Below are 21565 nucleotides of genomic sequence, written 5' to 3'. Positions count from 1 at the left end.
GGGCCCGCGCCCGACACGCCGGGCAACTCGGCAAGGTTGTGGCAGGCTGCACCCGGGCAGGCCACACTCGACTAGCGGAAGCAGCGACGCACGTGACGTCGGCAGGCACCACCCGGGAGGTCCCCATGCCCGAACTGCGTGTCGTGGCCGTCTCCAATGACGGCACACGGCTGGTGCTGAAGGCTGCGGACAGCACGGAGTACACGCTTCCGATTGACGAACGGCTCCGCGCCGCCGTGCGCGGCGACCGTCCCCGCCTCGGCCAGATCGAGATCGAGGTGGAGAGCCACCTCCGCCCCCGTGACATCCAGGCCCGTATAAGGGCCGGCGCCTCCGCGGAGGAGGTCGCCCAGCTCGCCGGGATCCCCGTCGACCGCGTCCGCCGGTTCGAGGGTCCGGTGCTGGCCGAGCGCGCCTTCATGGCCGAGCGGGCCCGCAAGACCCCGGTCCGCCGCCCCGGCGAGAACGCCGGTCCGCTGCTCGGCGAGGCCGTGCAGGAACGGCTGCTGCTGCGCGGCGCCGAGAAGGACACCATCCAGTGGGACTCCTGGCGCCGGGACGACGGCACGTGGGAGGTCCTGCTGGTCTACCGGGTCGCGGGCGAACCGCACTCCGCGAGCTGGACCTACGACCCGCCCCGCCGGCTCGTCCAGGCCGTGGACGACGAGGCGCGCTCGCTGATCGGCGAGTCCGACGACCTCGCCGCGCCCGAGCCGAGCTTCCCGTTCGTGCCGCGGATCGCCCGGCTGCCGCGCGACCGCCCGCTGGACCGCGCCCTGGACCGGGGGACGGACCGCCCCGTGCTGCCCGCGCAGATCTCCGAGCCCGCCGAGGAGAGCGCGGGCGAACGGGACTCGCTGACCAGCCTGTTGGAGGCGGTGCCGAGCTTCCGGGGCGACCTGGTGGTCCCGGAACCGCCCGCCGAGACGGAGGACGAACCCGCCGACGAACCCGTCGCGGAGGAGCCCCCGGCGCCGGCGGCCTCGGCCGGCTCGGCCTACGCGGACGTACTGATGCCGCGCTCGGTGACCAGCCACCGCGACCGGCTGATCGGCTCCACCGACCGGCAGGCGGAGGCGGACGGCGTCCGCCCGGGCCGCAGGGCGGCCGTGCCGAGCTGGGACGAGATCGTGTTCGGCACACGGCGCAAGAAGCAGGAGTAGCCGAGCGGCGCCGGATCGGCGCCGGGTGTTCGGGGGTCGGCACCGGCCGCCGGCGGGTGCCGTCACGGACGGTGAGTCAACCGCACGCATGGGCAGCCACGTTCGTGTAAGGGTCGATTTCCGGCTGACCGCCCGTCAATCCGTGGATGACGGCTCGTCAAGCACACGAAGGGCCCGTACCACTCCCGGTACGGGCCCTGTTCCTGTACGCCCCCTCTTCGGTCACTGCGGGTCCGGGCCCACCGCCACCGGGCGGCCCGAGTCGGCGCTCCACTCCGACCACGAGCCCACGTACAGCGCGGCCGGGACGCCCGCCGCGGCGAGCGCCAGCACCTGGTGCGCGGCGGAGACGCCGGAGCCGCAGTACACGCCGACCTCGGTGCCCTCCGTGACGCCCAACGCCTTGAAGCGGTCGGCGAGTTCGGCGGCGGGCAGCAGTGTGCCGGACGCCGTCGTGTTCTCGGTGGTCGGCGCCGACACCGCGCCCGGGATATGGCCGCCGACCGGGTCGATCGGCTCCACCTCGCCCCGGTACCGCTCCCCCGCCCGCGCGTCGAGCAGCAGCCCGGTACGCGCCAGCGCCGCCGCCCCGTCCGCGTCGAGCAGCGGCATCGCGCCCGGCCGCGGCCGGAAGTCGCCGGGTTCCGGAGTTTCGGTGCCGGTCGCGAGCGGCCCGTCCCAGGCGGCGATCCCGCCGTCCAGCACCCGTACGTCCGGGTGCCCCGCCCAGCGCAGCAGCCACCAGGCGCGCGCCGCCGCCCAGCCCTGGCCGCCGTCGTGGACGACGACGGGGCGGTCGGCACGGACACCGGCGGCGCGCATGGCCGCGCCGAAGCGCTCCACGTCGGGCAGCGGATGCCGGCCGGCCGGTCCCGGCGGCCCGGCCAGGTCAGCGTCCAGGTCCACGTAGACGGCGCCCGGCAGGTGTCCCGCCGCGTGGGCGGCGCGGCCGTCGAAGGGGGCCTGACCGGACGCCTTGGCGGTGCTCAGCTGCCAGCGGACGTCGAGCAGCACGGGCGGCGCGGCGGAGCCCGCCGACTGGTCCGCCGGGCGATCGGCGGGCCGCTCGCCCAGTAGACCGGCCAGCTCGGATGCGGAGATGAGGGGGTTCATGGCCCCCATCCTCCCGCACGGGGTGGCCACGTCGTCCCGATCCGGCTACCCTTCCCGCCGGACGGTTCCGATCACCCCGCGTACGGGAACGGACACCATCCGTACTGCTGATCGTCACCGCGCGGCCATCGCCCGGCAACGGACGGGACACCGCACCCCGGAACGTCCCCCGCGGTGACGCACCGACGACGGCGCGGCCCGGCCCGGGACGCGCCGCCCGCGGTGCGACCATCGGCCCGAAGCGTGCGCCGGCGCGACCGCGACAGACCGCACGCAGGCGAAGCGGACCGGCCACCGCCAAGGGGCCGAGAAGAGAGTGACCATGACCGAGGCAAGCCGGCCGGCCGGCCCGAACGGCACCGCGCACGCCCGCCCCGCACCCGGCACGCCCTGCTGGGTGAGCCTGATGGTGCACAGCACGGCCGCGACCCAGGAGTTCTACGGCGAACTCTTCGGCTGGGAGTTCCGGCCCGGCCCCGAGCAACTCGGCCCGTACGTACGGGCACTCCTGGACGGCCGTGAGGTGGCCGGCATCGGACAACTGCCACCCGACCGGGAGCTGCCGGTGGCCTGGACGCCGTACTTCGCCTCGGACGACGCGGACGCGACGGCGGAGACCGTGCGGCACTGCGGCGGCACGGTGGGCGTCGGCCCGCTGGACGCGGGCGCGGCCGGCCGGCTGGCCGTCGCCGTCGACCCGTCGGGCGCGGTCTTCGGCATCTGGCAGTCGGCCGCCCACTTCGGCACGGAGCTGACGGGGGCGCCCGGGACCCCCGCCTGGAACGAACTGCTGACCTACGACTCCACGGGCGTCACGAAGTTCTACCGCAACGTCTTCGGCTACGAGGAGGAGCCCGCCGAGGCCGCCGAAGCCGCCCCCGCCGAACAGGTCGACCGCGTCGTCCTGCGCCGCCACGGCCGCCCGGTCGCCGTCGTACACGGCATGGGCCGGGCCCTTCCCCGCGACCGGGGCGCACACTGGCTGACGTACTTCGAGGTACCCGACACGGACGAGGCCAGCCGGCGGGTGACGGCCCTCGGCGGCCGAGTCGTCGAACCGGCGCACGACGGCCCCCATGGCCGCACCACCACGGCCACCGACCCGGAGGGCGCCCTCTTCGCGATGCTGCAGCGGACGCGCTGACGTCGACACCATCGCTCCGAAGTCCCCCTGTCAGGAGTGAACGCACTCCCGGCCCGCGCCGTTCGCCGCCGTGAAGCAGAGCTTCAGGCCGGTCCGGGCCGCGTTGCCGATCATGGGTGTGAAGCTGTAGCGGTCGGCGTCGGCCGTGCTGCTGATGACGACGTGACGCGGCCGGGCACCGGGGGCGGTGACCTCGATCGTGTCGCCGACCTTCGCGTGCCAGATGCGGCCCCATGCCGCGGCGCACGCCGGGCTGTACCGGATCTCCATGCCGGCGCCCGTGGCCGAGTGGTGCGCCGGTCCGAGCGCCTCCGCGCGGCCGGGCAGTCCGCAGGACATCAGGTCGGGGTCCTTCCCGTCGCACGTGCTCCCGTGACAACCCGGGCGGGGGTTCAGCGGAGTGGCCGCGACATGCGTCGACGGCCGGCCGGTGCCCGGGCCCCAGACGCAGAGCGCCACGACGACGAGCGCGGCGGCCACCGCGGCCACGCCTTTGCCGGCGGTCACCAGTCGCGGACGCCGGGCGCGTCCAGGGGCACCGGGGACCGGTGCCGGCGGGGGCGGGGCGGGCGCGGGCGGCGTGGAGCCGGCGCGCCCGCTCCACTGGGCGTCCGCCAGTTCCCACAGGGCGAGCAGCCGTTCGGTGGGCTCCCCCGCCACCGCGCAGAGGGCCCGGACGGCGTCCCAGGGAGCCGGCTTCTTGCCGTTGAGATAGCGCTCCCAGGACGACTTGCTGTACGGGGTGCGCTCCGACAGCGCCACAAGGCTCAGCCCCGTGCGCGCCCGCACCTCGCGGAGCCGCTCGGCCAGCGCCGCGCACTCCGGTGCCGGGCCGGTCATCCGCGCAGCACCTGCCAGGTGTGGGGCCCCACCACGCCGTCGGCCGGCAGTCCGGCATGTTTCTGCAGGCGCATCACGGCCGCGATGGTCTGCTGCCCGTACACACCGTCGACGGCACCGGGCGCCAGGTGGCGATAGCGCAGTATGCACTGGGCCTCCACCACGTCCCAGCCCGGACCGGCGAGCACCGCGGTGCGCGTCGCGCTGTATCCCGCGCTCAGTCCCCCGTCGGCCCCGGGACTTCTGCGGACCTTGCACGGGTACCTCTTGCCGGGCTTGAAGACGTACCGGCCCGGCCCCTCGGTCGTGGGAGTGACGCGCGCGCCCGGAAGCGAGCCGGACGCGGCCGCCGCCGCAGCCGGCGCCCCGGCGTCCTCGTCACCGCTCCACGTCCGGGTCAGCAGGGCTCCGGCGCCCATGCCGATGAGCGCCGCCACCACCACGGCCACCAGGAGAACCGGTCTACGCACTCCCGGCGGCCGCTGTGCCGTCACCTCCGCGGGAGGCGGACCGGACCGCTCGGCAGCCGTCGCCTTCCGTGCCCCCGGGCTCGCGTTGTCCTGTGCGCCGGCCGATGGAGACGGCACGGGAGTCCCGTACTGCCCTGCCTGGCCCGCGACTTCGTGCAGCACCAGCAGTTTGGTCGGGTCGGTGCCGGCGATCCGCGCCAGCTCCTCGACCGCCTGCCGCGGGGGCATGGCCTTCCCGTTGAGATAGCGTTCCCACGACGAGCGGCTGTACCCGGTCTTGGCCGCGATCGAGGCCAGGCTCAGCCCGCTGCGGTCCTTCAGCCTCCTCAACTGCACGGTGAGTTGCCGGCTTCTCTCGTCCAGCGTCTCCGGCAGTTTCCTCCAAGCAGCCACGTCCACCCCCCGGTGTGCGTCGGGGAGCCCCCCGGTGGCTTCCCCGCTCCCCTGTCCCTGCGTTGATACCCCCCGTGCGCGGTCCGGAGGATCGGCCGGGGCCCCGCTGCCGAGAGTTCCGGCCAGGGCCCGGGCGCGGCCGTCGTCCCAGGGATGCCGCACCCTCCGCCACGTCCCAGCAGGTCGGCGGGGGTGTCGTCCCACCTCGTCCCAGTCCCGCCGGTCCCGGTGGCGGTGCCTGACATTGGCCAGCAACCTCTGTAGGGCAACGGCCAAGGAGTCGGCCGGCCGGCCCCGCCCCGGTCACTCCCGATCGAAGGAGCAACGGAACATGACGGCACATATCCGACCGCGCCTGACCATGGCGCTGGCGGCCACCCTGGCCGCGCTGACGCTCGGCGGCCTGAGCGCCGCGCCCGCGTCGGCCAGCAACAGCTACACCGGGGCCGCCTACATCGGCGGCAAGGGCGTGTTCACGGACGACTGGGAGGACGAAGGCATCCTGTCCACCGGCTCCAACGCGAACTCCAACGCCACCTGCCTGTGGCAGAAGGTCCTGTGGTCGTACGGCTACCTCGGCTGGGGAGACATCGACGGGATCTTCGGCCCGGACACCAAGGCGGCCACGAAGAAGTTCCAGTCGGACTGGGCCGTCCCGGGCCCCTCGGACGGTATCGCGGGCAAGGACACCTTCACGGTGGCCGGATACACGATCCAGAACGACGGCACGTACAACGGCTCGGAGCACTCGTTCAACCTGTGGCGGAACAGCGAGGGCCACTACGACTTCTACGACAGCAGCGGCGTCGTCCGCAGCGCCGGCTACAACTACCGCACCTGCAGCTGACGGTCCGTACCGGCAGCGGGGAGCAGAAGGGGGAAATCATGCGGAGTCGAACCCTGGCGAAGTCCGGGATCGGGATCCTCACGGCAGTGGTGAGTGTGGCCGGGGTCGTCCTCTCGGCGGGCAGTGCCAGTGCGAACTCGTGTTCCGTCACCTCCCCGTGGGGACACCGCGGAAAGTACATGTGCGGAACCGACCTCTACGCGGGGAAGGCCGACTGGGACCACGACGGTCGCGTCGACGAGATGTTCGTGATCGCCCCGAACCGGACGATCTGGCACGACTGGAAGAACTCCGGCGGGTGGAAGGTGATGCCGGGCAACGGCCGCGCCGACAACGTGGACGGCACGCGTGCGGACGCCTACCAGCGCTGCGTCTGGGTGTACGTGCGCAGCGGACAGACGCACTGGAAGAACTGCTTCTACAGCGGCACCTGGCACAACTGGGCGTACGACCCCGGGTGAGTCCACCGGAGTTCCCCGGTGACGGCGCGAGGACCGCGTCGTCACCGGGGCACGTCTCGTGGTGCCCCCCGAGCGGCAGGGCGCACCGTCGCGGCGGTGGCAGTCCTCAGGCGGGGGTCACCGGCAGCACGTCCGGCGACAGCGCGCCCGCGCGGGAGGTCGCGGCCGTCATGCGGCGGCGGTGGTGCCGGCGGCACAGCACCTCGTAGCCGATCTCGTCGGGGGACTGGGCGACGTCGCCGACGACGACCTGGGCGCCCTCGACGACCATGACGCCGCCGACCGTGCGCGCGTTGTGCGTGGCGCGGGCGCCGCACCAGCACAGGGCCTCGACCTGGAGGACCTCGACCCGGTCGGCGAGTTCGACCAGCCGCTGGGAGCCGGGGAAGAGCTTGGAGCGGAAGTCCGTGGTGATGCCGAAGGCGTAGACGTCGATGTCGAGGTCGTCGACCACGCGGGCGAGCTGGTCGATCTGTTCGGGGGCGAGGAACTGGGCCTCGTCGGCGATGACGTAGTCGGCGCGGCCGCCCTGGGAGAGGTGTTCGACGAGGTATCCGTACAGGTCCCGGCCGTCCTCGACCTCGACCGCGTCCGTGACCAGTCCGAGCCGCGAGGACAGCTTGCCCTCGCCCGCGCGGTCGTCCCGCGTGAAGATCACGCCCTGCAGTCCGCGCGCCGAACGGTTGTGCTCGATCTGGAGGGCCAGCGTCGATTTCCCGCAGTCCATCGTTCCGGAGAAGAACACCAGCTCGGGCATGGCGGGACGGGCGCCTTTCGGTGGGAGGTGCGGTGAGCGTATCGGAGGGGTGTTCAGGAGCGTACTTCGAGCAGGGGAACCCACTGTTCGGCCGGGGTCATCGAACCGTGGTTGCCGGTCATCGCCGACTCCTTCGGTTCCCGTTCGGAGGCGATGAGCAGCACGTCGTCGTGGGCGGCGGCGACGACGTCGCCGAGGCGCGGCCGGACCCGGTCCTCCACCTCGGGACCGAACCAGCCGGCCGCGATCGCCTCCTCGCGCGAGGCCACCCAGAACTGCTCGCCGAGCACCTCGCGCCAGCAGGCCAGCACGTCCTCCTGGGCGCCGGGCACCGCGTAGACGTGCCGGGCGCGGCCCTCGCCGCCGAGCAGGGCGACGCCGGCCCGCAGCTCCCAGTCCTCGTCGAAGTCGATGCGGTGCTCCTCGTCGAACGGGATGTCGACCATGCCGTGGTCGGCCGTGACGTACAGCGCGGTGCGCGGGGGCAGTTGCTCGGCCAGGCGCTGGGCCAGGCCGTCGATGTGCATCAGCCGGCCGCGCCAGGCGTCGGAGTCGATGCCGAAGCGGTGGCCGGCGCCGTCCACCTCGGAGTAGTAGGTGTAGACGAGCGCGCGGTCGGCCGCGGCGAGCTGCTCGGCGGCCAGGTCCATGCGCTCCTCGCCGGAGAGCCGGCCGAGGAAGGTGCCGCCGCTGAGCGCGACCCTGGTCAGCGGGGTGTTCTCGAAGTGCGGCGCGGAGACCTGGGCGGCGTGCACACCCGCCGCGTGGGCGAGCTGGAAGACCGTGGGGTACGGCTGCCAGGGCGCGGGCGGGGCCCAGGGCTGCCAGCGCAGCTGGTTCATCAGTTCGCCGGTGTCCGGATTGCGCACCGTGTACCCGGGCAGTCCGTGGGCTCCCGGGGGCAGGCCGGTGCCGACGGAGGCGAGCGAGGTGGCGGTGGTGGCCGGGTAGCCGGCGGTGAGCGGGCGTCCGGTGCCGCCGCGGGAGGTGCCGAGCAGCGAGGTGAGGAACGGGGCCTCGTCGGGGTGGGCCCTGAGCTGCTCCCAGCCGAGGCCGTCGACGAGGAGGACGCAGGCGCGGTCGGCCGGGGCCAGCTCGGGGATCGCGGCGGCGGTGCCGGGCACGCCCATGCCGGCGGCGAGGGTGGGCAGCAGGTCGGCGAGCGAGCCCGTGCCGTACTCGGGGACGGGCGCGGACTGAAGGGCGAGCGGTTCGGGGTCGTCCCAGGCGGGCAGTGCCATCAGCGGGCCGGGTCCGCGGTCGCCTCGGAGAGGGACTGCGCGAAGGCGAGCGCCTGGGCCACCGTCTCCGGGCCGTCCCCGGCCTCGCTCACGCGCAGGCTGAGGTCGTCGGCGGTCGAGCTGCCGGTGTAGCCGTGGTCGGCCTCGCAGTTGGGGTCGCCGCACGCGGCGGGCTCCAGGTCGATGCGGGAGACCGCGCCCCAGCCGATGGTGAGCACGACCTCGCGGGGCGGGGTGCCCGGCTTGTACGACTCGGGGTTGGCGACGACGCGGCTGAGCACGACGGACGAGATCCGGCCGATCTTCACGGACTCCGTGGAGGTGGTGGCGTACGGCGTCGGGGAGGTGTCGTCGGCGGCCTGCTCGTCGGTGTGGCTGACGATGAAGCGGTTGCCGGTGAGGACGAGCACCGTGACGTGCCGGCGGACCTCGTTCTGGTCGAACGTCGTCTCCTGGTGGACCAGGTACGACCGGATGGGCTCGCCGCCCACGGCGGCCTCCACCGCCTCGGCCACGAGGGCCGGGTAGTAGCCGCTGCGCTCGATCGCCGCTCGCAGCCCCTGGGTCGTCGTACTGGTCTTGGCCATGATGTCCATCCTACGGGGGCCCGCCGACTGCCCGGCACCGCTCGTCGCCGACCCCTCCACGGGCGGTGGACCCCGGTGTACCGGTCAGTACACCGGCAGGGTGCGGGGGCCCAGGTCGTCGCGGGCGGGCGGGGGTGCGAGCCGGACGGTGGCGCCGAGGACGGCCGCGCCGTGCGGGGCGACGACCACCGGCTCCAGGGTGACGGCGACGACCTCGGGGTGGTCGTCGACCAGGCGGGACAGGCGCAGCATCAGCTCCTCCAGCGCCGGGGTGTCCACCGGTGCCGAGCCGCGCCAGCCGAACAGCAGCGGGGCGGTGCGGATCGCACGGACGAGCGAGGAGGCGTCCCGGTCGGTGACCGGGACCAGTCGGTGCGCGGTGTCGCCGAGGAGCTGCGAGGCGGCCCCGGCGAGCCCGAAGGACAGGACGGCGCCGGCGGCGGGGTCGATCACCGCCCGTACGACGGTGTCGACGCCGCGCGGTGCCATGCCCTGCACCACGGGGCGCAGCTCCTCGGGGCCGCCGAACAGTTCGGTCAGCTCGGTGTAGGCGCGGCGCAGCTGGCTCTCGTCGGCGAGGTCGAGGCGGACGCCGCCGAGGTCGGCGCGATGGCGCAGGTGGGGGGCGGTGGCCTTGAGGGCGACGGGGTAGCCGAGCGTCCGGGCGGCCTCGGCGGCGGTGCCGGGGGTGGGGGCGGGCAGCGCGCGGTGCACGTGGATGCCGTAGGCGGCGAGCAGGTCGCAGGTGCGGTCGGGGCCGAGGGTGAGGCCCTGGCCGCCGGTGAGCCATCGGTCGATGAGGCGGGCGGCGCCCTTCTCGTCGATGTCGTCGTACTCGGGCACCTTGCCCGGCTCGGCCGACTCGCGCCGCCACTGCGCGTACCGCACGGCTTCCGCGAGTGCGCGGACGGCTCGCTCGGCGGCGGGGTAGGCGGGGATGAGGCGGGGGGCGGTGGGTGGGGCCGCGGGTTCCTGTGGGGCGGGGGTGGGGTTCTGTGGTGCGGGCGTGGGGGGCTGCGGTGTGGAAGCGGACGACGTACGGTCCTGCGGCTGCGGCGGGGCCGGGGGGCCGGGCGGCTGCGGGCCCGTGCTGGCCGCCGCCGACAGGGCCTCGGCCAGACCTCCGAGTTCCACGTGGACCACCAGGACCGGCTTCGCGGGCGCCTCCGTCGCCGCGGAGCGCAGCGCCTCGGCCAGCGCGGCGTCCGCCGCCGCGCCCTCCCCCACCGCCGGGATCGCCGTGACGACCACGGCGTCGCACGCGGGGTCGGCCAGCGCGCGGGTCAGCGCGGCGTGGAAGTCCTCCGCGCTCGCGCCCGTCGTCAGATCCAGCGGCGGCAGCGGGCGCAACCCCTCGGCCAGGCAGGCGTCGTACGTCAGCAGCCCCAGTGACTCGGAGTTGCCGAGGATGGCCACCCGGGGGCCGGCCGGGAGCGGCTGCCGGGCGAGCAGCAGGCCGGCGTCGACCAGTTCGGTGATGGTGTCGACCCGGATGACCCCGGCCTGCCGCAGCAGCGCGGAGACCGTGGCGTGCGGCAGCCGGGTGCCCCGTACGGCGTGCCCCGTCGGGGTGCCGCCGTGCCGGGCGCCCTGGACGACGACCAGGGGTTTGACGGCGGCGGTGCGGCGGGCGAGCCGGGTGAACTTGCGGGGGTTGCCGATGGTCTCCAGGTACATGAGGGCGACGTCGGTGTCCGGGTCGTCGTACCAGTACTGGAGCACGTCGTTGCCGGAGACGTCCGCGCGGTTGCCGGCGGAGACAAACGTTGAAACACCGGTAACACCGGTGACGCCGCTCACACCGGTGACGCCAGTAACACCGCTCACACCGGTGACGCCGGTGACGCCGTTCGCATGCGCACCCGGCACGTCCGTCACCCCGGTGACCCCGCCGCCGCGCCGGTGCAGCCGGGCGAGCAGGGCGATGCCGATGGCGCCGGACTGGGCGAACATGCCGATCCGGCCGGGCCGCGGCATCTCGGGCGCGAGGGAGGCGTTGAGCCGGACGGCGGGCGCGGTGTTGACGATGCCGAAGGCGTTCGGGCCGACGATGCGCATGCCGTACGTCCGCGCCTGGCGCACCAGCGCGCGCTGCCGTTCGCGCCCCTGCGCGCCGCTCTCGGCGTACCCGGCGGAGAGGACGACGAGGCCCTGCACGCCGTGCTCGCCGCACTCGGCGACCACCTCGGGGACCCGTTCGGCGGAGACGGCGACGACGGCGAGGTCGACCGGGCCGTCGATCTCGCGCACGGAGCGGTGCGCGGGCACTCCGTCGACGTCCTCGAGGTCGTCGGCGAACGCCTTGTTGACCGCGTGCAGCCGGCCGGTGAAACCGGCGTCCCTGAGGTTGCCGAGCACGCTGCGGCCCACCCCGCCGGGCGCCCGGCCGACGCCGACGACCGCGACCGAGCCGGGGGCGAGCAGCCGGTGCACGGAGCGCGCCTCGGCGCGCTGCTCCCGGGCGCGCTGCACGGCCAGCGAGCGGTCCGTCGGCTCCAGGTCGAACTCCAGTCGGACGACGCCGTCCTCGAAGCTGCGTTTCTGGGTGTACCCGGCGTCCGTGAACACCTTGATCATCTTGGTGTTGGCGGGGAGCACCTCGGCGGCGAAGCGGCGGATGCCGCGCTCGCGGGCGACGGCCGCGACGTGCTCCAGGAGCGCGGAGGCGACACCCCTCCCCTGGTGCGCGTCCTGCACCAGGAAGGCGACCTCGGCCTCGTCGGCCGGGCCGGTGGCGGGCAGGCCGTCGGCGTCGATGCGGTCGTACCGTACGGTGGCGATGAACTCGCCGCCGACCGTGGCCGCGAGCCCCACCCGGTCCACGAAGTCGTGGTGCGTGAAGCGGTGGACGTCCTTGGCGGACAGCCGCGGGTACGGCGCGAAGAAGCGGTAGTACTTCGACTCGTCGGACACCTGTTCGTAGAAGCTGACGAGGCGCTCGGCGTCGTCGGCCGTGATGGGCCGGATCCGCGCGGTGCCGCCGTCGCGCAGCACCACGTCGGCCTCCCAGTGGGCGGGGTACTCGTGCCGGTCCGACGGGATCTGCATGGGGCCCAGCGTACGGCGCGGGTCCGACACCGGCGTCCATCGGAGCCGACCGCACACCCCGGACCGGCGTTGTGGAACACTGGTCTAGACAACCTGGCACACCTGAAGGGCAGCATCACCATGGCTGAGCGCCGCGTCAACATCGGCTGGGCCGAGGGCCTCCACGCCCGCCCCGCCTCCATCTTCGTCCGGGCGGCCACCGCCTCCGGCGTCCCCGTGACGATCGCCAAGGCGGGCAGCGCCCCCGTCAACGCCGGCTCGATGCTGGCCGTGCTCGGCCTGGGCGTCCAGGGCGGCGAGGAGGTCGTCCTCGCCTCCGACGCCGAGGGCGCGGACGCGGCCCTGGACCGCCTGGCCAAGCTGGTCGCCGACGGCCTGGAGGAACTGCCGGAGACGGTCTGAGCCGTCCGCTCCTGTGCGGGGCGGCGGTTCATTCCGGCGCAGAAAGCCGCGTCGCCCCCGGGGGCGACGCGGCTTTCTGCTTTCCACCCGTCCGTCCGTGAATTCTCCGGCGTGGACGCACAGGATGACGAGCAGCGAAAAGGAAAACGGGGTCCGCACTTCCCCGCGTCCACTCTCCTTTGTATACGGCACCCCTGTTAATTCTGCGGGCCCGCGATGTTTACGGCTTGTTGCGGATTCCTCACACCCATGTCCGCGCCGACGGGCCGCAGCCGGTGGGACGTGGTCGTCCGTTGGGTGTGCTGTGCGGCGAGGATGTGGGCGCGGGCGTCGTCGCCCCGGGCGATCGCGTCGACGATGCCGCCGCGTTCCGCCCAGTCCGCCACGGGGTCGGCCGGTGTCCCGGTGACGTACATCCATGCGATCTTGTGCCGCAGCTGGGCCAGCGTGGTGCTCAGCGCCGGGCTCCCGGCGGCCTGCGCGAGCGTGTCGTGGAACCAGCCGTCCAGGGAGCGCAGGTCGTCGCTGCTGCCCTGCCCTGCCCGTTCCCGGCCGAGCCTGACCAGGCCGCGCAGCACCTTCAGATGGGCCTCCGTGCGCCGCTGGGCGGCCCGGGCGGCGCCGAGCGGTTCCAGCAGGACGTGCATCTCCAGCAGGTCGGCGGCCTCCTGCCCGGTGGGCTCGGCCACGCACGCGCCCGCGTGCCGCCGGGTGACGACGAAGCCCTCGGCCTCCAGCGTGCGCAGCGCCTCGCGCACGGGGACGCGGGAGACGCCGTAGCGGCGGGCGAGGACCTCCTCGGTGAGCCGGCTGCCGCGCGCGTGGACGCCGGCGACGATGTCCTCGCGGATCGCCGCGCATACCGAGTGCGCCGGAATACGCATGTCCGACCTCCGCCTCGATTTCCGTGCGAAGCGCCGTCGGCCGGCGCATTGCCCGACCGACTCTATTGCAGCGGAGAGGGATTTCCGACGGCGGGCCGGAATTCATGGTTCTTTTTTGGACAACGGCCGGGACGAAATGCCCGGACGGAACGAGAACGGCCCCGGCTTCGGGGGCCGGGGCCGTCGACGACGGTTCGGGGGGCGTCGGCCGGTGCGCGGGTGCGCCGACGCGGGTGCTTCAGACGTTGACGCCGTGGGCGCGCAGGTACGCCACCGGGTCGATGTCGGAGCCGTACTCCGGGCTCGTACGGGCCTCGAAGTGCAGATGCGGGCCGGTGACGTTGCCGGTCGCGCCGGACAGGGCGATCTGCTGCCCGGGGGTGACCTGCTGGCCCACCGTGACGCCGATGGACGACAGGTGGCCGTACTGGGTGTAGGTGCCGTCGGCCATCTTGAGGACGATCTGGTTGCCGTAGGCCCCGCCCCAGCCGGTCTCCACGACGGTGCCGGAGCCGACGGCGTGCACGGAGGTGCCGGTGGCGGCGTGGAAGTCGATGCCGGTGTGGGTGCCGGAGGACCACAGGGAGCTGCTGGCCTGGTAGCCGGTGGAGACGTAGGAGCCCGAGATCGGCGCGACGAAGGTGTTCAGCCGCTTGCGCTCGGCCTCGCGGGCGGCGCGCTCCTTCGCGTCGCGGGCCCGCTCCGCCTGCGCGGCGGCCTCCTTGCGCGCGGCCTCCTCGGCCGCCTTGCGCGCGGCCGCCTTCTCCTGGGCGAGGGCCTGGGCGTCGATCCGCGCGGCGACGCTCTCGCCGATGCCGGCGGCCCGCAGGAGCCCGGTCTGGTCGACGGAGGCGGCGGGCTCCGCGGCGAACGCGGGAGCGGCCAGGGTGCCGACGACGCCGGTGGTGGCGAGCGCCGCGACGCCCACGGCGCCGGTCGTCGTGCGCTTCGTGCGATCGGCACGGCGGTGCTTCCCGGGGGCGCGGGTGAACGCCATGTAAGGGGTCGTCCTTTCCTTCCTTCTCGCCTACCGGGTTAGCTGACGGGTTCGGAGCAGGAAGGTCTCCTACGGACACCCTGTGGGGGCGTCCGATTCACCCCAGGGACGTGGGTCCCCGGCTCCCCTGGCTCGCGCCGTACGGGGACTCGGCGATGACTGTCCGCTGCCGCGGATGCGGCGCGCTGCCTGACGGACAGCCGGGAAGACGCTAAGCGGGCGCCGTTTCAACGGGCAAACGAGGTAACGGTTTTGTTGCGTATCCCACACCGCGGAAGCGCCACCCTCTGTGGCAATACGGACAAACACCCGCCGTCGGCGGGCCGGACCGGGGGCGCGGGAGGCCCTGGTGACGTCCGGGGAGTCACCAGGGCCTCGTCCACGCCCCCGCGCGCCGCCCGTGCTACTCGGCGGCCACCACGGTGACTTCGCCGATCCCCAGGGCGCGTACGGGCTCCGCGATCTGCTCGGCGTCGCCCACCAGGATCGTCACCAGACGGTCCACCGGGAAGGCGTTGACGACGGCGGCCGTCGCCTCCACCGTGCCGGTGGCGGCGAGCTGCTGATACAGCGTCGCCTGGTAGTCGTCCGGCAGGTGCTGCTCGACCTGGTCGGCGAGCGAGCTCGCGACGGCGGCCGCGGTCTCGAACTTCAGCGGGGCGACGCCCACCAGGTTCTGCACGGCGACATCGCGCTCGGCGTCGGTCAGCCCCTCGGCGGCGAGGGTGCGCAGCACCTTCCACAGGTCGTCGAGGGCGGGGCCGGTGTTCGGGGTGTCGACGGAACCGCTGATGGCGAGCATCGCGGCGCCGCTGCCGTCGGGCGCGGAACGCAGCACCTGGCCGAACGCGCGCACACCGTAGGTGTAGCCCTTCTCCTCGCGCAGCACGCGGTCCAGCCGCGAGGTGAGGGTGCCGCCGAGGCAGTACGTGCCGAGCACCTGGGCGGGCCACACGCGGTCGTGCCGGTCGGCGCCGACGCGGCCGATGAGGAGCTGCGTCTGGACGGCTCCGGGGCGGTGCACGACGATCACGCGGCCGGTGTCGTCGGCGGTCACCGGGGGCACCGGACGCGGCTGCCCGGGCGCGCCCGTCCACGCGCCGAGCGTGTCGGCGAGGAGCGCGTCCAGGTCGACGCCGGTGAGGTCGCCGACGACCACCGCGGTGGCGGTGGCGGGCCGTACGTGCCGCTCGTAGAACGCGCGTACGGCCGCCGCGTCGATGGCCTCGACGCTCTCCTCGGTGCCCTGACGGGGCCGGGACATGCGGGAGTCCGCCGGGAAGAGCTGCCGGGACAGCTCCTTGGCGGCGCGACGGGCCGGGTTGGCGGTCTCGTGCGGGATCTCGTCGAGCCGGTTGCGCACCAGGCGCTCGATCTCGCCGTCGTCGAACGCGGGGGCGCGCAGCGCGTCGGCGAGCAGGCCGAGCGCCTTGGCGAGCCGCGAGACGGGCACCTCCAGGGAGAGCCGTACACCGGGGTGGTCGGCGTGCGCGTCAAGGGTGGCGCCGCAGCGCTCCAGCTCGGCGGCGAACTCCTCCGCGGAGTGCTTGTCGGTGCCCTCGGAGAAGGCGCGCGCCATGATGGTGGCGACACCCTCCTGGGCCTGCGGTTCGGCCTCCAGGGGCGCGTCGAGGAGCACCTCGACGGCGACGACCTGCTGGCCGGGGCGGTGGCAGCGCAGCAGCGTCAGGCCGTTGTCCAGGGTGCCGCGCTCGGGCGCGGGGAACGCCCAGGGCTTCGCCTCGCCGGCCCGGGGCTGCGGGTGGAACTCCATGGTCGCGAGCTCGGTCACTTCGCCGACTCCTCGTTCTCGTCGGTGACTTCGGCGGCCTCGGCGGCCTCGGGCTCCTCGGGCGCGACCGGCTCGTAGACGAGCACCGCGCGGTTGTCGGGCCGCAGCCGGGCCCGGGCGATGTCCCGGACCTCCTCGGGGGTGACCTCCAGGACACGCGTGACGGCCGTCAGGGCGAGCTGCGGGTCGCCGAACAGGACGGCGTACCGGCACAGTTCGTCGGCGCGGCCGGCGACCGTGCCGAGCCGGTCCAGCCACTCGCGCTCCAGCTGCGCCTGGGCGCGCTCCATCTCCTCGGCGGTGGGGCCCTCCTCGGCGAACCGGGCGAGCTCCTCGTCGACGGCCGCCTCGATGACGGGCACCTCGACGTCGCCGGAGGTCTTCACGTCCAGCCAGCCGAGCGAGGGCGCCCCGGCCAGCCGGAGCAGGCCGAAGCCGGCGGCGACGGCGGTGCGGTCGCGGCGCACCAGACGGTTGAACAGCCGGGAGGACTCGCCGCCGCCGAGCACGGTGAGCGCCAGGTCGGCCGCGTCGCACGCGCGCGTGCCGTCCTCCGGGAGCCGGTAGGCGGCCATCAACGCGCGCGCGGGGACCTCCTCCTCGACGACCTCGCGGAGCTGTTCCCCGAGGACGTCGGGCAGCGAGCCGTCGCGCGGGGCGGGCTTGCCGTCGTGCGAGGCGATGGAGCCGAAGTACTTCTCGACCCAGGCGAGCGTCTGCTCGGGGTCGATGTCGCCGACGATCGACAGGACGGCGTTGTTCGGCGCGTAGTAGGTCCGGAAGAACGCGCGGGCGTCCTCCAGGGTGGCCGCGTCCAGGTCGGCCATCGAGCCGATCGGGGTGTGGTGGTAGGGGTGGCCCTCGGGGTAGGCGAGCGCGGTCAGCCTCTCGAACGCGGTGCCGTAGGGGACGTTGTCGTAACGCTGGCGGCGCTCGTTCTTGACGACGTCCCGCTGGTTCTCCATGGACTCCTCGTCCAGGGCGGCCAGCAGCGAGCCCATGCGGTCGGCCTCCAGCCAGAGGGCGAGCTCCAGCTGGTGGGCGGGCATGGTCTCGAAGTAGTTGGTGCGCTCGAAGCTGGTGGTGCCGTTGAGGGAGCCGCCGGCGCCCTGCACCAGTTCGAAGTGGCCGTTGCCCTTCACCTGGCCGGAGCCCTGGAACATCAGGTGCTCGAAGAGGTGAGCCAGGCCGGTACGCCCCTTGACCTCGTGGCGCGAGCCGACGTCGTACCAGAGGCACACCGCGGCGACCGGGGTCAGGTGGTCCTCGGAGAGCACCACGCGCAGACCGTTGGCCAGGCGGTGCTCACTCGCTGTCAGGCCGCCGGAGCCTGCCTCGGCTGTGGCCGTGTGACCCATGGGCATGTACGTCCCTTCACTCACGGAAGCGGTTGCAGCCAACCGCGCAGTTCCTGCCACTGTATGCGCCCCCGAAAGGGGCGCGGGGCCGTGCCGATGAGCGGCTCCGCCGCGCGGGCGCGGGAAGCCCACCGGCGGTCGGACACCACACGCCCAGAAGGATCCGGGGGCGGCCCCCCGGCCCTCCGGGCCGGGTCCCGCGACACGTTGTCGGTCCCCCGGTCCACAATGGTCCGCACAGAACCCGCCCACGCCCACACAAGGAGCCGGCAGCGATGGCCCGCCGCAGCACCAAGACCCCGCCGCCCGACGACTCGTACGAGGAGCGGATCCTCGACATCGACGTCGTCGACGAGATGCAGGGCTCCTTCCTCGAGTACGCGTACTCGGTCATCTACTCCCGCGCCCTCCCCGACGCCCGGGACGGCCTCAAGCCGGTGCACCGCCGCATCGTCTACCAGATGAACGAGATGGGCCTGCGCCCCGACCGCGGCTACGTCAAGTGCGCCCGCGTCGTCGGCGAGGTCATGGGCAAGCTGCACCCGCACGGCGACGCGTCGATCTACGACGCCCTGGTCCGCATGGCGCAGCCCTTCTCGATGCGCGTCCCCCTGGTCGACGGCCACGGCAACTTCGGTTCGCTGGGCAACGACGACCCGCCGGCCGCCATGCGGTACACCGAGTGCCGCATGGCCGAGGCGACGAGCCTGATGACGGAGTCCATCGAGGAGGACACCGTCGACTTCGGGCCGAACTACGACGGCCAGGAACAGGAACCGGTGGCGCTCCCCGCCGCCTTCCCGAACCTGCTGGTCAACGGCGCGTCCGGAATCGCCGTCGGCATGGCGACGAACATGCCGCCGCACAACCTGCGCGAGGTGATCGCCGCCGCCCGCCATCTGATCCGGTACCCGAACGCGGACCTGGACGCGCTGATGAAGCACGTCCCGGGCCCGGACCTGCCGACCGGCGGCCGGATCGTCGGACTGTCCGGCATCCGGGACGCGTACGCGTCGGGCCGCGGCACGTTCAAGATCCGCGCCACGGTGGAGATCGAGACGGTGACGGCCCGCCGCAAGGGCCTCGTCGTCACCGAACTGCCGTTCGCGGTCGGCCCGGAGAAGGTCATCTCGAAGATCAAGGACCTGGTCGGCGCCAAGAAGATCCAGGGCATCGCCGACGTCAAGGACCTCACCGACCGCGAGCACGGCCTGCGCCTGGTCATCGAGATCAAGAACGGCTTCGTGCCGGAGGCCGTCCTGGAGCAGCTCTACAAGCTGACCGCCATGGAGGAGTCCTTCGGCATCAACAACGTGGCCCTGGTCGACGGCCAGCCGCTGACGCTGGGGCTCAAGGAGCTGCTCGAGGTCTACCTCGACCACCGGTTCGACGTGGTGCGGCGGCGCAGCGAGTTCCGGCGCGGCAAGCGGCGCGACCGTCTTCACCTGGTCGAGGGTCTGCTCACCGCCCTGGTGGACATCGACGAGGTGATCCGCCTGATCCGCTCCAGCGAGAACTCCGCGCAGGCCAAGGAGCGCCTGATCGAGCGCTTCTCGCTGTCGGACGTGCAGACGCAGTACATCCTGGACACGCCGCTGCGCCGGCTGACCAAGTACGACCGGATCGAGCTGGAGTCGGAGAAGGAGCGGCTCAACGCCGAGATCGCGGAGCTGACCCGGATCCTGGAGTCGGACGCGGAGCTGCGCAAGCTGGTCTCCGCGGAACTGGCCGTCGTCGCCAAGAAGTTCGGCACCGACCGGCGGACGGTCCTGCTGGAGTCCTCGGGCGCCCCGGCCGCCGTGCCGCTGCAGGTGGCGGACGACCCGTGCCGGGTGCTGCTGTCCTCCACGGGGCTGCTGGCGCGCACGGCCGACGGCAACCCGTTCGAGGGCGACGGCAAGGGCCGGCGCGTCAAGCACGACCTGATCGTCTCCGCGGTCCCGGCGACGGCCCGCGGCGAGGTGGGCGTGGTGACCTCGGCCGGCCGGCTGCTGCGCGTCAACGTGGTCGACCTGCCGCAGTTGCCCGAGCAGACCGGCACACCCAACCTCTCGGGCGGCGCCCCGCTGGCGGAATTCGTCTCCCTGGAGGCGGACGAGACGGTGGTGTGCCTGACGACGCTCGACGAGTCCTCCCCCGGCCTCGCGCTCGGCACCGAACAGGGCGTCGTCAAGCGCGTGGTGCCCGACTACCCGGCCAACAAGGAGGAGCTGGAGGTCATCACCCTCAGGGAGGGCGACCGGATCGTCGGCGCGGCCGAGCTGCGCACGGGCGAGGAGGACCTGGTCTTCATCACGGACGACGCCCAGCTGCTGCGTTACCAGGCCTCCCAGGTGCGTCCGCAGGGCCGCCCGGCCGGCGGCATGGCGGGCGTCAAGCTGACGCAGGGCGCCAAGGTCATCTCGTTCACGGCGGTGGACCCGGCCGCCGACGCGGTGGTCTTCACGGTCGCCGGTTCGCGCGGCACGCTGGACGACTCCGTGCAGACGACGGCGAAGGTCACGCCGTTCGACCAGTACCCGCGCAAGGGGCGGGCCACGGGCGGCGTGCGCTGTCAGCGGTTCCTTAAGGGCGAGGACTGCCTGTCCTTCGCCTGGGCGGGTCCGGTCCCTGCGCGGGCGGCGCAGAAGAACGGCGCGCCGGCCGAGCTGCCGGACATCGACCCGCGCCGCGACGGCTCGGGCGTGTCCCTGGCGAAGACGGTGGCGGTGGTGGCGGGACCGGCCTAACCGATGGGCTGTTCGGGACCCGGGGTGTCCTCCGGGTCCCGTACGTAGCGCAGGACGCCCCACAGGGCGTGCTCGTCGACGTGCTCGGAGCCGTCCTCGCACGCCTGGAGCTCCTTGCGCAGCGCGGGCGCGTCGATGCCGGAGCCGATCAGGACCAGCTGGGTCGACCGCGCTCCGGTCCCGCTCCCCGCCTCCGGCCAGGGCTCCGGTGTGAAGCGCAGGAACCGCCCGACGGCGTGCACGGCGTAGCGGCTGCGGCGGTCGTGGGCGCCGAAGTCGACGTACCCCTTGATCCGGTACAGGCCCTCGGGCCGACTGTCGAGGAAGGCCAGCAGCCGGCGCGGGTCGAGCGGCACCGCGGAGACGTACGACAGGCTGTCGTAGCCGGAGTGCGGATGGGCGGCGTGCTCCTCGGTGCCGTCGTCCTCCCTGGGGAGGTCGTCGAAGGAGAGCTGCCCGATCCGCTCCTCGGAGGGCCGGCAGTCGAAGAGGAACTCGGGGTCCACGCGCGCGTAGGAGGCCGGGACGACGGCGGCGTCCCCGGCGAGGGAACGCACGGTCTCCAGCACGCGCGGCCCGTCGGCGGCCCGGTCCAGCTTGTTGACGACGACCAGGTCGGCGAGGGCGAGGTGCCGGTCGATCTCGGGGTGCCGGGCGCGGGTGTCGTCGAACTCGGCGGCGTCGACGACCTCGACGAGCCCGCCGTAGACGACATCGGGGTTCTCCGCGGCGAGCACCATCCGGACGAGTTCCTGCGGTTCGGCGAGTCCGCTGGCCTCGATGACGACGACGTCGACGCCGACCGAGGGCCGGGTCAGCCGCTCCAGGTAGGAGTCGAGCTCACTGGCGTCGACGGCGCAGCACAGACAGCCGTTGCCGAGCGAGACGGTGGAGTCGCCGAGCGCCCCGGCCACGGCCATGGCGTCGATCTCCACGGCGCCGAAGTCGTTGACGACGGCGCCGATGCGGCTGCCTGCGCTGTGGTGCAGGAGGTGGTTGAGCAGCGTGGTCTTGCCGGACCCCAGGAACCCGGCGAGGACCACGACCGGAACCTGCCGCCGGCCGCGGTCCGGACTCCGGTCCCGACTCCGGTCCCGACTCCGGTTGACCGGGCCCTCGTCCACCGGGTTCTGGACCACCGTGCGACCTCTTCCGTGCCGGTGCGCGGGCCCGGACGGCTCCGGAACACGCGCGAGAACTGCGCTGCGGCCCCAGGATACGAGCCCCGCTCCACGCCCCGGGGTGAGCGGTCGGTCCGCGGCGCGCGCAGGGCAGACGTTCCGCTTGGCGCCGGTCCGTGCGACCCTCACTTCCCTCCGTGCGCCTTGTTTCCGCCTCC

The 21565-nt window shown here is 73.6% G+C and carries 18 protein-coding genes and 1 riboswitch; of the genes, 6 read left to right on the top strand and 12 right to left on the bottom strand.

Going from position 1 to position 21565, the window contains the following annotated elements; genetic code table 11:
- Window positions 1–125 precede the first annotated feature (125 nt).
- On the top strand, window positions 126–1163 hold the full coding sequence (gene sepH / locus OIE12_RS25110; RefSeq protein WP_329138983.1) for a septation protein SepH: 1038 nt from the start codon (window positions 126–128) through the stop codon (window positions 1161–1163).
- 222 nt (window positions 1164–1385) lie between these two features.
- On the opposite strand, the gene OIE12_RS25105 is transcribed toward sepH, so the two are convergent.
- Window positions 1386–2276 carry a sulfurtransferase gene (locus tag OIE12_RS25105; RefSeq protein WP_329138981.1) on the bottom strand — a complete coding sequence of 297 codons (891 nt, stop codon included), beginning with the start codon at window positions 2274–2276 and terminating at the stop codon, window positions 1386–1388.
- Window positions 2277–2598: 322 nt separating this feature from the next.
- On the opposite strand from OIE12_RS25105, the gene OIE12_RS25100 reads away from it, so the two are divergent.
- Window positions 2599–3420: a VOC family protein gene (locus OIE12_RS25100; protein WP_329138979.1), complete on the top strand. Its 822-nt coding sequence runs from the start codon at window positions 2599–2601 to the stop codon at window positions 3418–3420.
- A 30-nt stretch (window positions 3421–3450) separates the two neighbouring features.
- Here OIE12_RS25100 and OIE12_RS25095 read toward each other — a convergent pair whose 3' ends face one another.
- Both OIE12_RS25095 and OIE12_RS25090 read right to left on the bottom strand, forming a co-directional pair.
- The gene (locus tag OIE12_RS25095) at window positions 3451–4260 is read right to left on the bottom strand and encodes a helix-turn-helix domain-containing protein (protein ID WP_329138977.1); all 810 of its coding nucleotides are present in this window, start codon (window positions 4258–4260) and stop codon (window positions 3451–3453) included.
- Window positions 4257–5123, bottom strand: coding sequence for a helix-turn-helix domain-containing protein (locus OIE12_RS25090; protein ID WP_329138975.1), 867 nt, complete (start codon window positions 5121–5123; stop codon window positions 4257–4259). The genes OIE12_RS25095 and OIE12_RS25090 overlap by 4 nt, the downstream gene beginning before the upstream one ends.
- 331 nt (window positions 5124–5454) lie before the next feature.
- Between OIE12_RS25090 and OIE12_RS25085 the strand changes: the two genes are divergently transcribed.
- Together OIE12_RS25085 and OIE12_RS25080 are read left to right on the top strand one after the other, a co-directional pair.
- Entirely contained in the window at window positions 5455–5970 is a 516-nt protein-coding gene (locus OIE12_RS25085) for a peptidoglycan-binding domain-containing protein (RefSeq protein ID WP_329138973.1), read from the top strand.
- A 179-nt stretch (window positions 5971–6149) separates the two neighbouring features.
- Window positions 6150–6431, top strand: a complete 282-nt coding sequence (locus OIE12_RS25080; RefSeq protein WP_329138971.1) for a hypothetical protein — start codon at window positions 6150–6152, stop codon at window positions 6429–6431.
- Between the two features lie 106 nt (window positions 6432–6537).
- Here OIE12_RS25080 and OIE12_RS25075 read toward each other — a convergent pair whose 3' ends face one another.
- The 4 genes from OIE12_RS25075 to OIE12_RS25060 form a co-directional block, all read right to left on the bottom strand.
- Window positions 6538–7188, bottom strand: coding sequence for a thymidine kinase (locus OIE12_RS25075; protein WP_329138969.1), 651 nt, complete (start codon window positions 7186–7188; stop codon window positions 6538–6540).
- A 53-nt stretch (window positions 7189–7241) separates the two neighbouring features.
- A complete protein-coding gene (locus tag OIE12_RS25070) occupies window positions 7242–8429 on the bottom strand; it encodes an alkaline phosphatase family protein (RefSeq protein WP_329138967.1) in 1188 nt (395 codons plus the stop codon).
- Window positions 8429–9016, bottom strand: coding sequence for a DUF5998 family protein (locus OIE12_RS25065; RefSeq protein ID WP_329138965.1), 588 nt, complete (start codon window positions 9014–9016; stop codon window positions 8429–8431). Before OIE12_RS25065 ends, OIE12_RS25070 begins: the two co-directional genes overlap by 1 nt.
- Window positions 9017–9100: 84 nt before the next feature.
- On the bottom strand, window positions 9101–12064 hold the full coding sequence (locus OIE12_RS25060; protein WP_329138963.1) for a bifunctional acetate--CoA ligase family protein/GNAT family N-acetyltransferase: 2964 nt from the start codon (window positions 12062–12064) through the stop codon (window positions 9101–9103).
- Window positions 12065–12184: 120 nt separating this feature from the next.
- Between OIE12_RS25060 and OIE12_RS25055 the strand changes: the two genes are divergently transcribed.
- Window positions 12185–12466, top strand: coding sequence for an HPr family phosphocarrier protein (locus tag OIE12_RS25055; protein WP_030381611.1), 282 nt, complete (start codon window positions 12185–12187; stop codon window positions 12464–12466).
- 197 nt (window positions 12467–12663) lie between these two features.
- Here OIE12_RS25055 and OIE12_RS25050 read toward each other — a convergent pair whose 3' ends face one another.
- From OIE12_RS25050 to OIE12_RS25035, 4 genes are all read right to left on the bottom strand, one after another.
- Entirely contained in the window at window positions 12664–13350 is a 687-nt protein-coding gene (locus OIE12_RS25050) for a GntR family transcriptional regulator (RefSeq protein ID WP_329138960.1), read from the bottom strand.
- 238 nt (window positions 13351–13588) lie between these two features.
- Window positions 13589–14347: a M23 family metallopeptidase gene (locus OIE12_RS25045; RefSeq protein WP_329138958.1), complete on the bottom strand. Its 759-nt coding sequence runs from the start codon at window positions 14345–14347 to the stop codon at window positions 13589–13591.
- Between the two features lie 13 nt (window positions 14348–14360).
- A riboswitch (cyclic di-AMP (ydaO/yuaA leader) is annotated at window positions 14361–14512 on the bottom strand.
- A gap of 238 nt (window positions 14513–14750) precedes the next feature.
- Window positions 14751–16139 carry a M16 family metallopeptidase gene (locus OIE12_RS25040; protein WP_329138956.1) on the bottom strand — a complete coding sequence of 463 codons (1389 nt, stop codon included), beginning with the start codon at window positions 16137–16139 and terminating at the stop codon, window positions 14751–14753.
- Window positions 16136–17503, bottom strand: coding sequence for a M16 family metallopeptidase (locus OIE12_RS25035; protein ID WP_329138954.1), 1368 nt, complete (start codon window positions 17501–17503; stop codon window positions 16136–16138). Before OIE12_RS25035 ends, OIE12_RS25040 begins: the two co-directional genes overlap by 4 nt.
- 269 nt (window positions 17504–17772) lie before the next feature.
- Here OIE12_RS25035 and OIE12_RS25030 point away from each other — a divergent pair, with 269 nt between their 5' ends.
- The gene (locus OIE12_RS25030) at window positions 17773–20226 is read left to right on the top strand and encodes a DNA gyrase/topoisomerase IV subunit A (RefSeq protein WP_329138952.1); all 2454 of its coding nucleotides are present in this window, start codon (window positions 17773–17775) and stop codon (window positions 20224–20226) included.
- Here the strand turns inward: OIE12_RS25030 and OIE12_RS25025 are convergent.
- Complete coding sequence (locus OIE12_RS25025) at window positions 20223–21269, bottom strand: CobW family GTP-binding protein (RefSeq protein WP_329138950.1); 1047 nt, start codon at window positions 21267–21269, stop codon at window positions 20223–20225. The genes OIE12_RS25030 and OIE12_RS25025 overlap by 4 nt on opposite strands.
- Between the last annotated feature and the right edge of the window lie 296 nt (window positions 21270–21565).

Origin of the sequence: Streptomyces sp. NBC_00670 (genome assembly GCF_036226765.1) — a bacterium.
Taxonomy (GTDB): domain Bacteria; phylum Actinomycetota; class Actinomycetes; order Streptomycetales; family Streptomycetaceae; genus Streptomyces.
Note: the sequence above shows the minus strand (reverse complement) of the source record. Positions and strands in the feature narration are given on the sequence as shown.

Excerpts from the sequence above, each read along its gene's own strand:
- sepH (WP_329138983.1), top strand. The coding sequence starts at position 126 with ATGCCCGAACTGCGTGTCGTGGCCGTCTCCAATGACGGCACACGGCTG.
- OIE12_RS25105 (WP_329138981.1), bottom strand. The coding sequence starts at position 2,276 with ATGAACCCCCTCATCTCCGCATCCGAGCTGGCCGGTCTACTGGGCGAG.
- OIE12_RS25100 (WP_329138979.1), top strand. The coding sequence starts at position 2,599 with ATGACCGAGGCAAGCCGGCCGGCCGGCCCGAACGGCACCGCGCACGCC.
- OIE12_RS25095 (WP_329138977.1), bottom strand. The coding sequence starts at position 4,260 with ATGACCGGCCCGGCACCGGAGTGCGCGGCGCTGGCCGAGCGGCTCCGC.
- OIE12_RS25085 (WP_329138973.1), top strand. The coding sequence starts at position 5,455 with ATGACGGCACATATCCGACCGCGCCTGACCATGGCGCTGGCGGCCACC.
- OIE12_RS25080 (WP_329138971.1), top strand. The coding sequence starts at position 6,150 with ATGTGCGGAACCGACCTCTACGCGGGGAAGGCCGACTGGGACCACGAC.
- OIE12_RS25075 (WP_329138969.1), bottom strand. The coding sequence starts at position 7,188 with ATGCCCGAGCTGGTGTTCTTCTCCGGAACGATGGACTGCGGGAAATCG.
- OIE12_RS25070 (WP_329138967.1), bottom strand. The coding sequence starts at position 8,429 with ATGGCACTGCCCGCCTGGGACGACCCCGAACCGCTCGCCCTTCAGTCC.
- OIE12_RS25065 (WP_329138965.1), bottom strand. The coding sequence starts at position 9,016 with ATGGCCAAGACCAGTACGACGACCCAGGGGCTGCGAGCGGCGATCGAG.
- OIE12_RS25060 (WP_329138963.1), bottom strand. The coding sequence starts at position 12,064 with ATGCAGATCCCGTCGGACCGGCACGAGTACCCCGCCCACTGGGAGGCC.
- OIE12_RS25055 (WP_030381611.1), top strand. The coding sequence starts at position 12,185 with ATGGCTGAGCGCCGCGTCAACATCGGCTGGGCCGAGGGCCTCCACGCC.
- OIE12_RS25050 (WP_329138960.1), bottom strand. The coding sequence starts at position 13,350 with ATGCGTATTCCGGCGCACTCGGTATGCGCGGCGATCCGCGAGGACATC.
- OIE12_RS25045 (WP_329138958.1), bottom strand. The coding sequence starts at position 14,347 with ATGGCGTTCACCCGCGCCCCCGGGAAGCACCGCCGTGCCGATCGCACG.
- OIE12_RS25035 (WP_329138954.1), bottom strand. The coding sequence starts at position 17,503 with ATGCCCATGGGTCACACGGCCACAGCCGAGGCAGGCTCCGGCGGCCTG.
- OIE12_RS25030 (WP_329138952.1), top strand. The coding sequence starts at position 17,773 with ATGGCCCGCCGCAGCACCAAGACCCCGCCGCCCGACGACTCGTACGAG.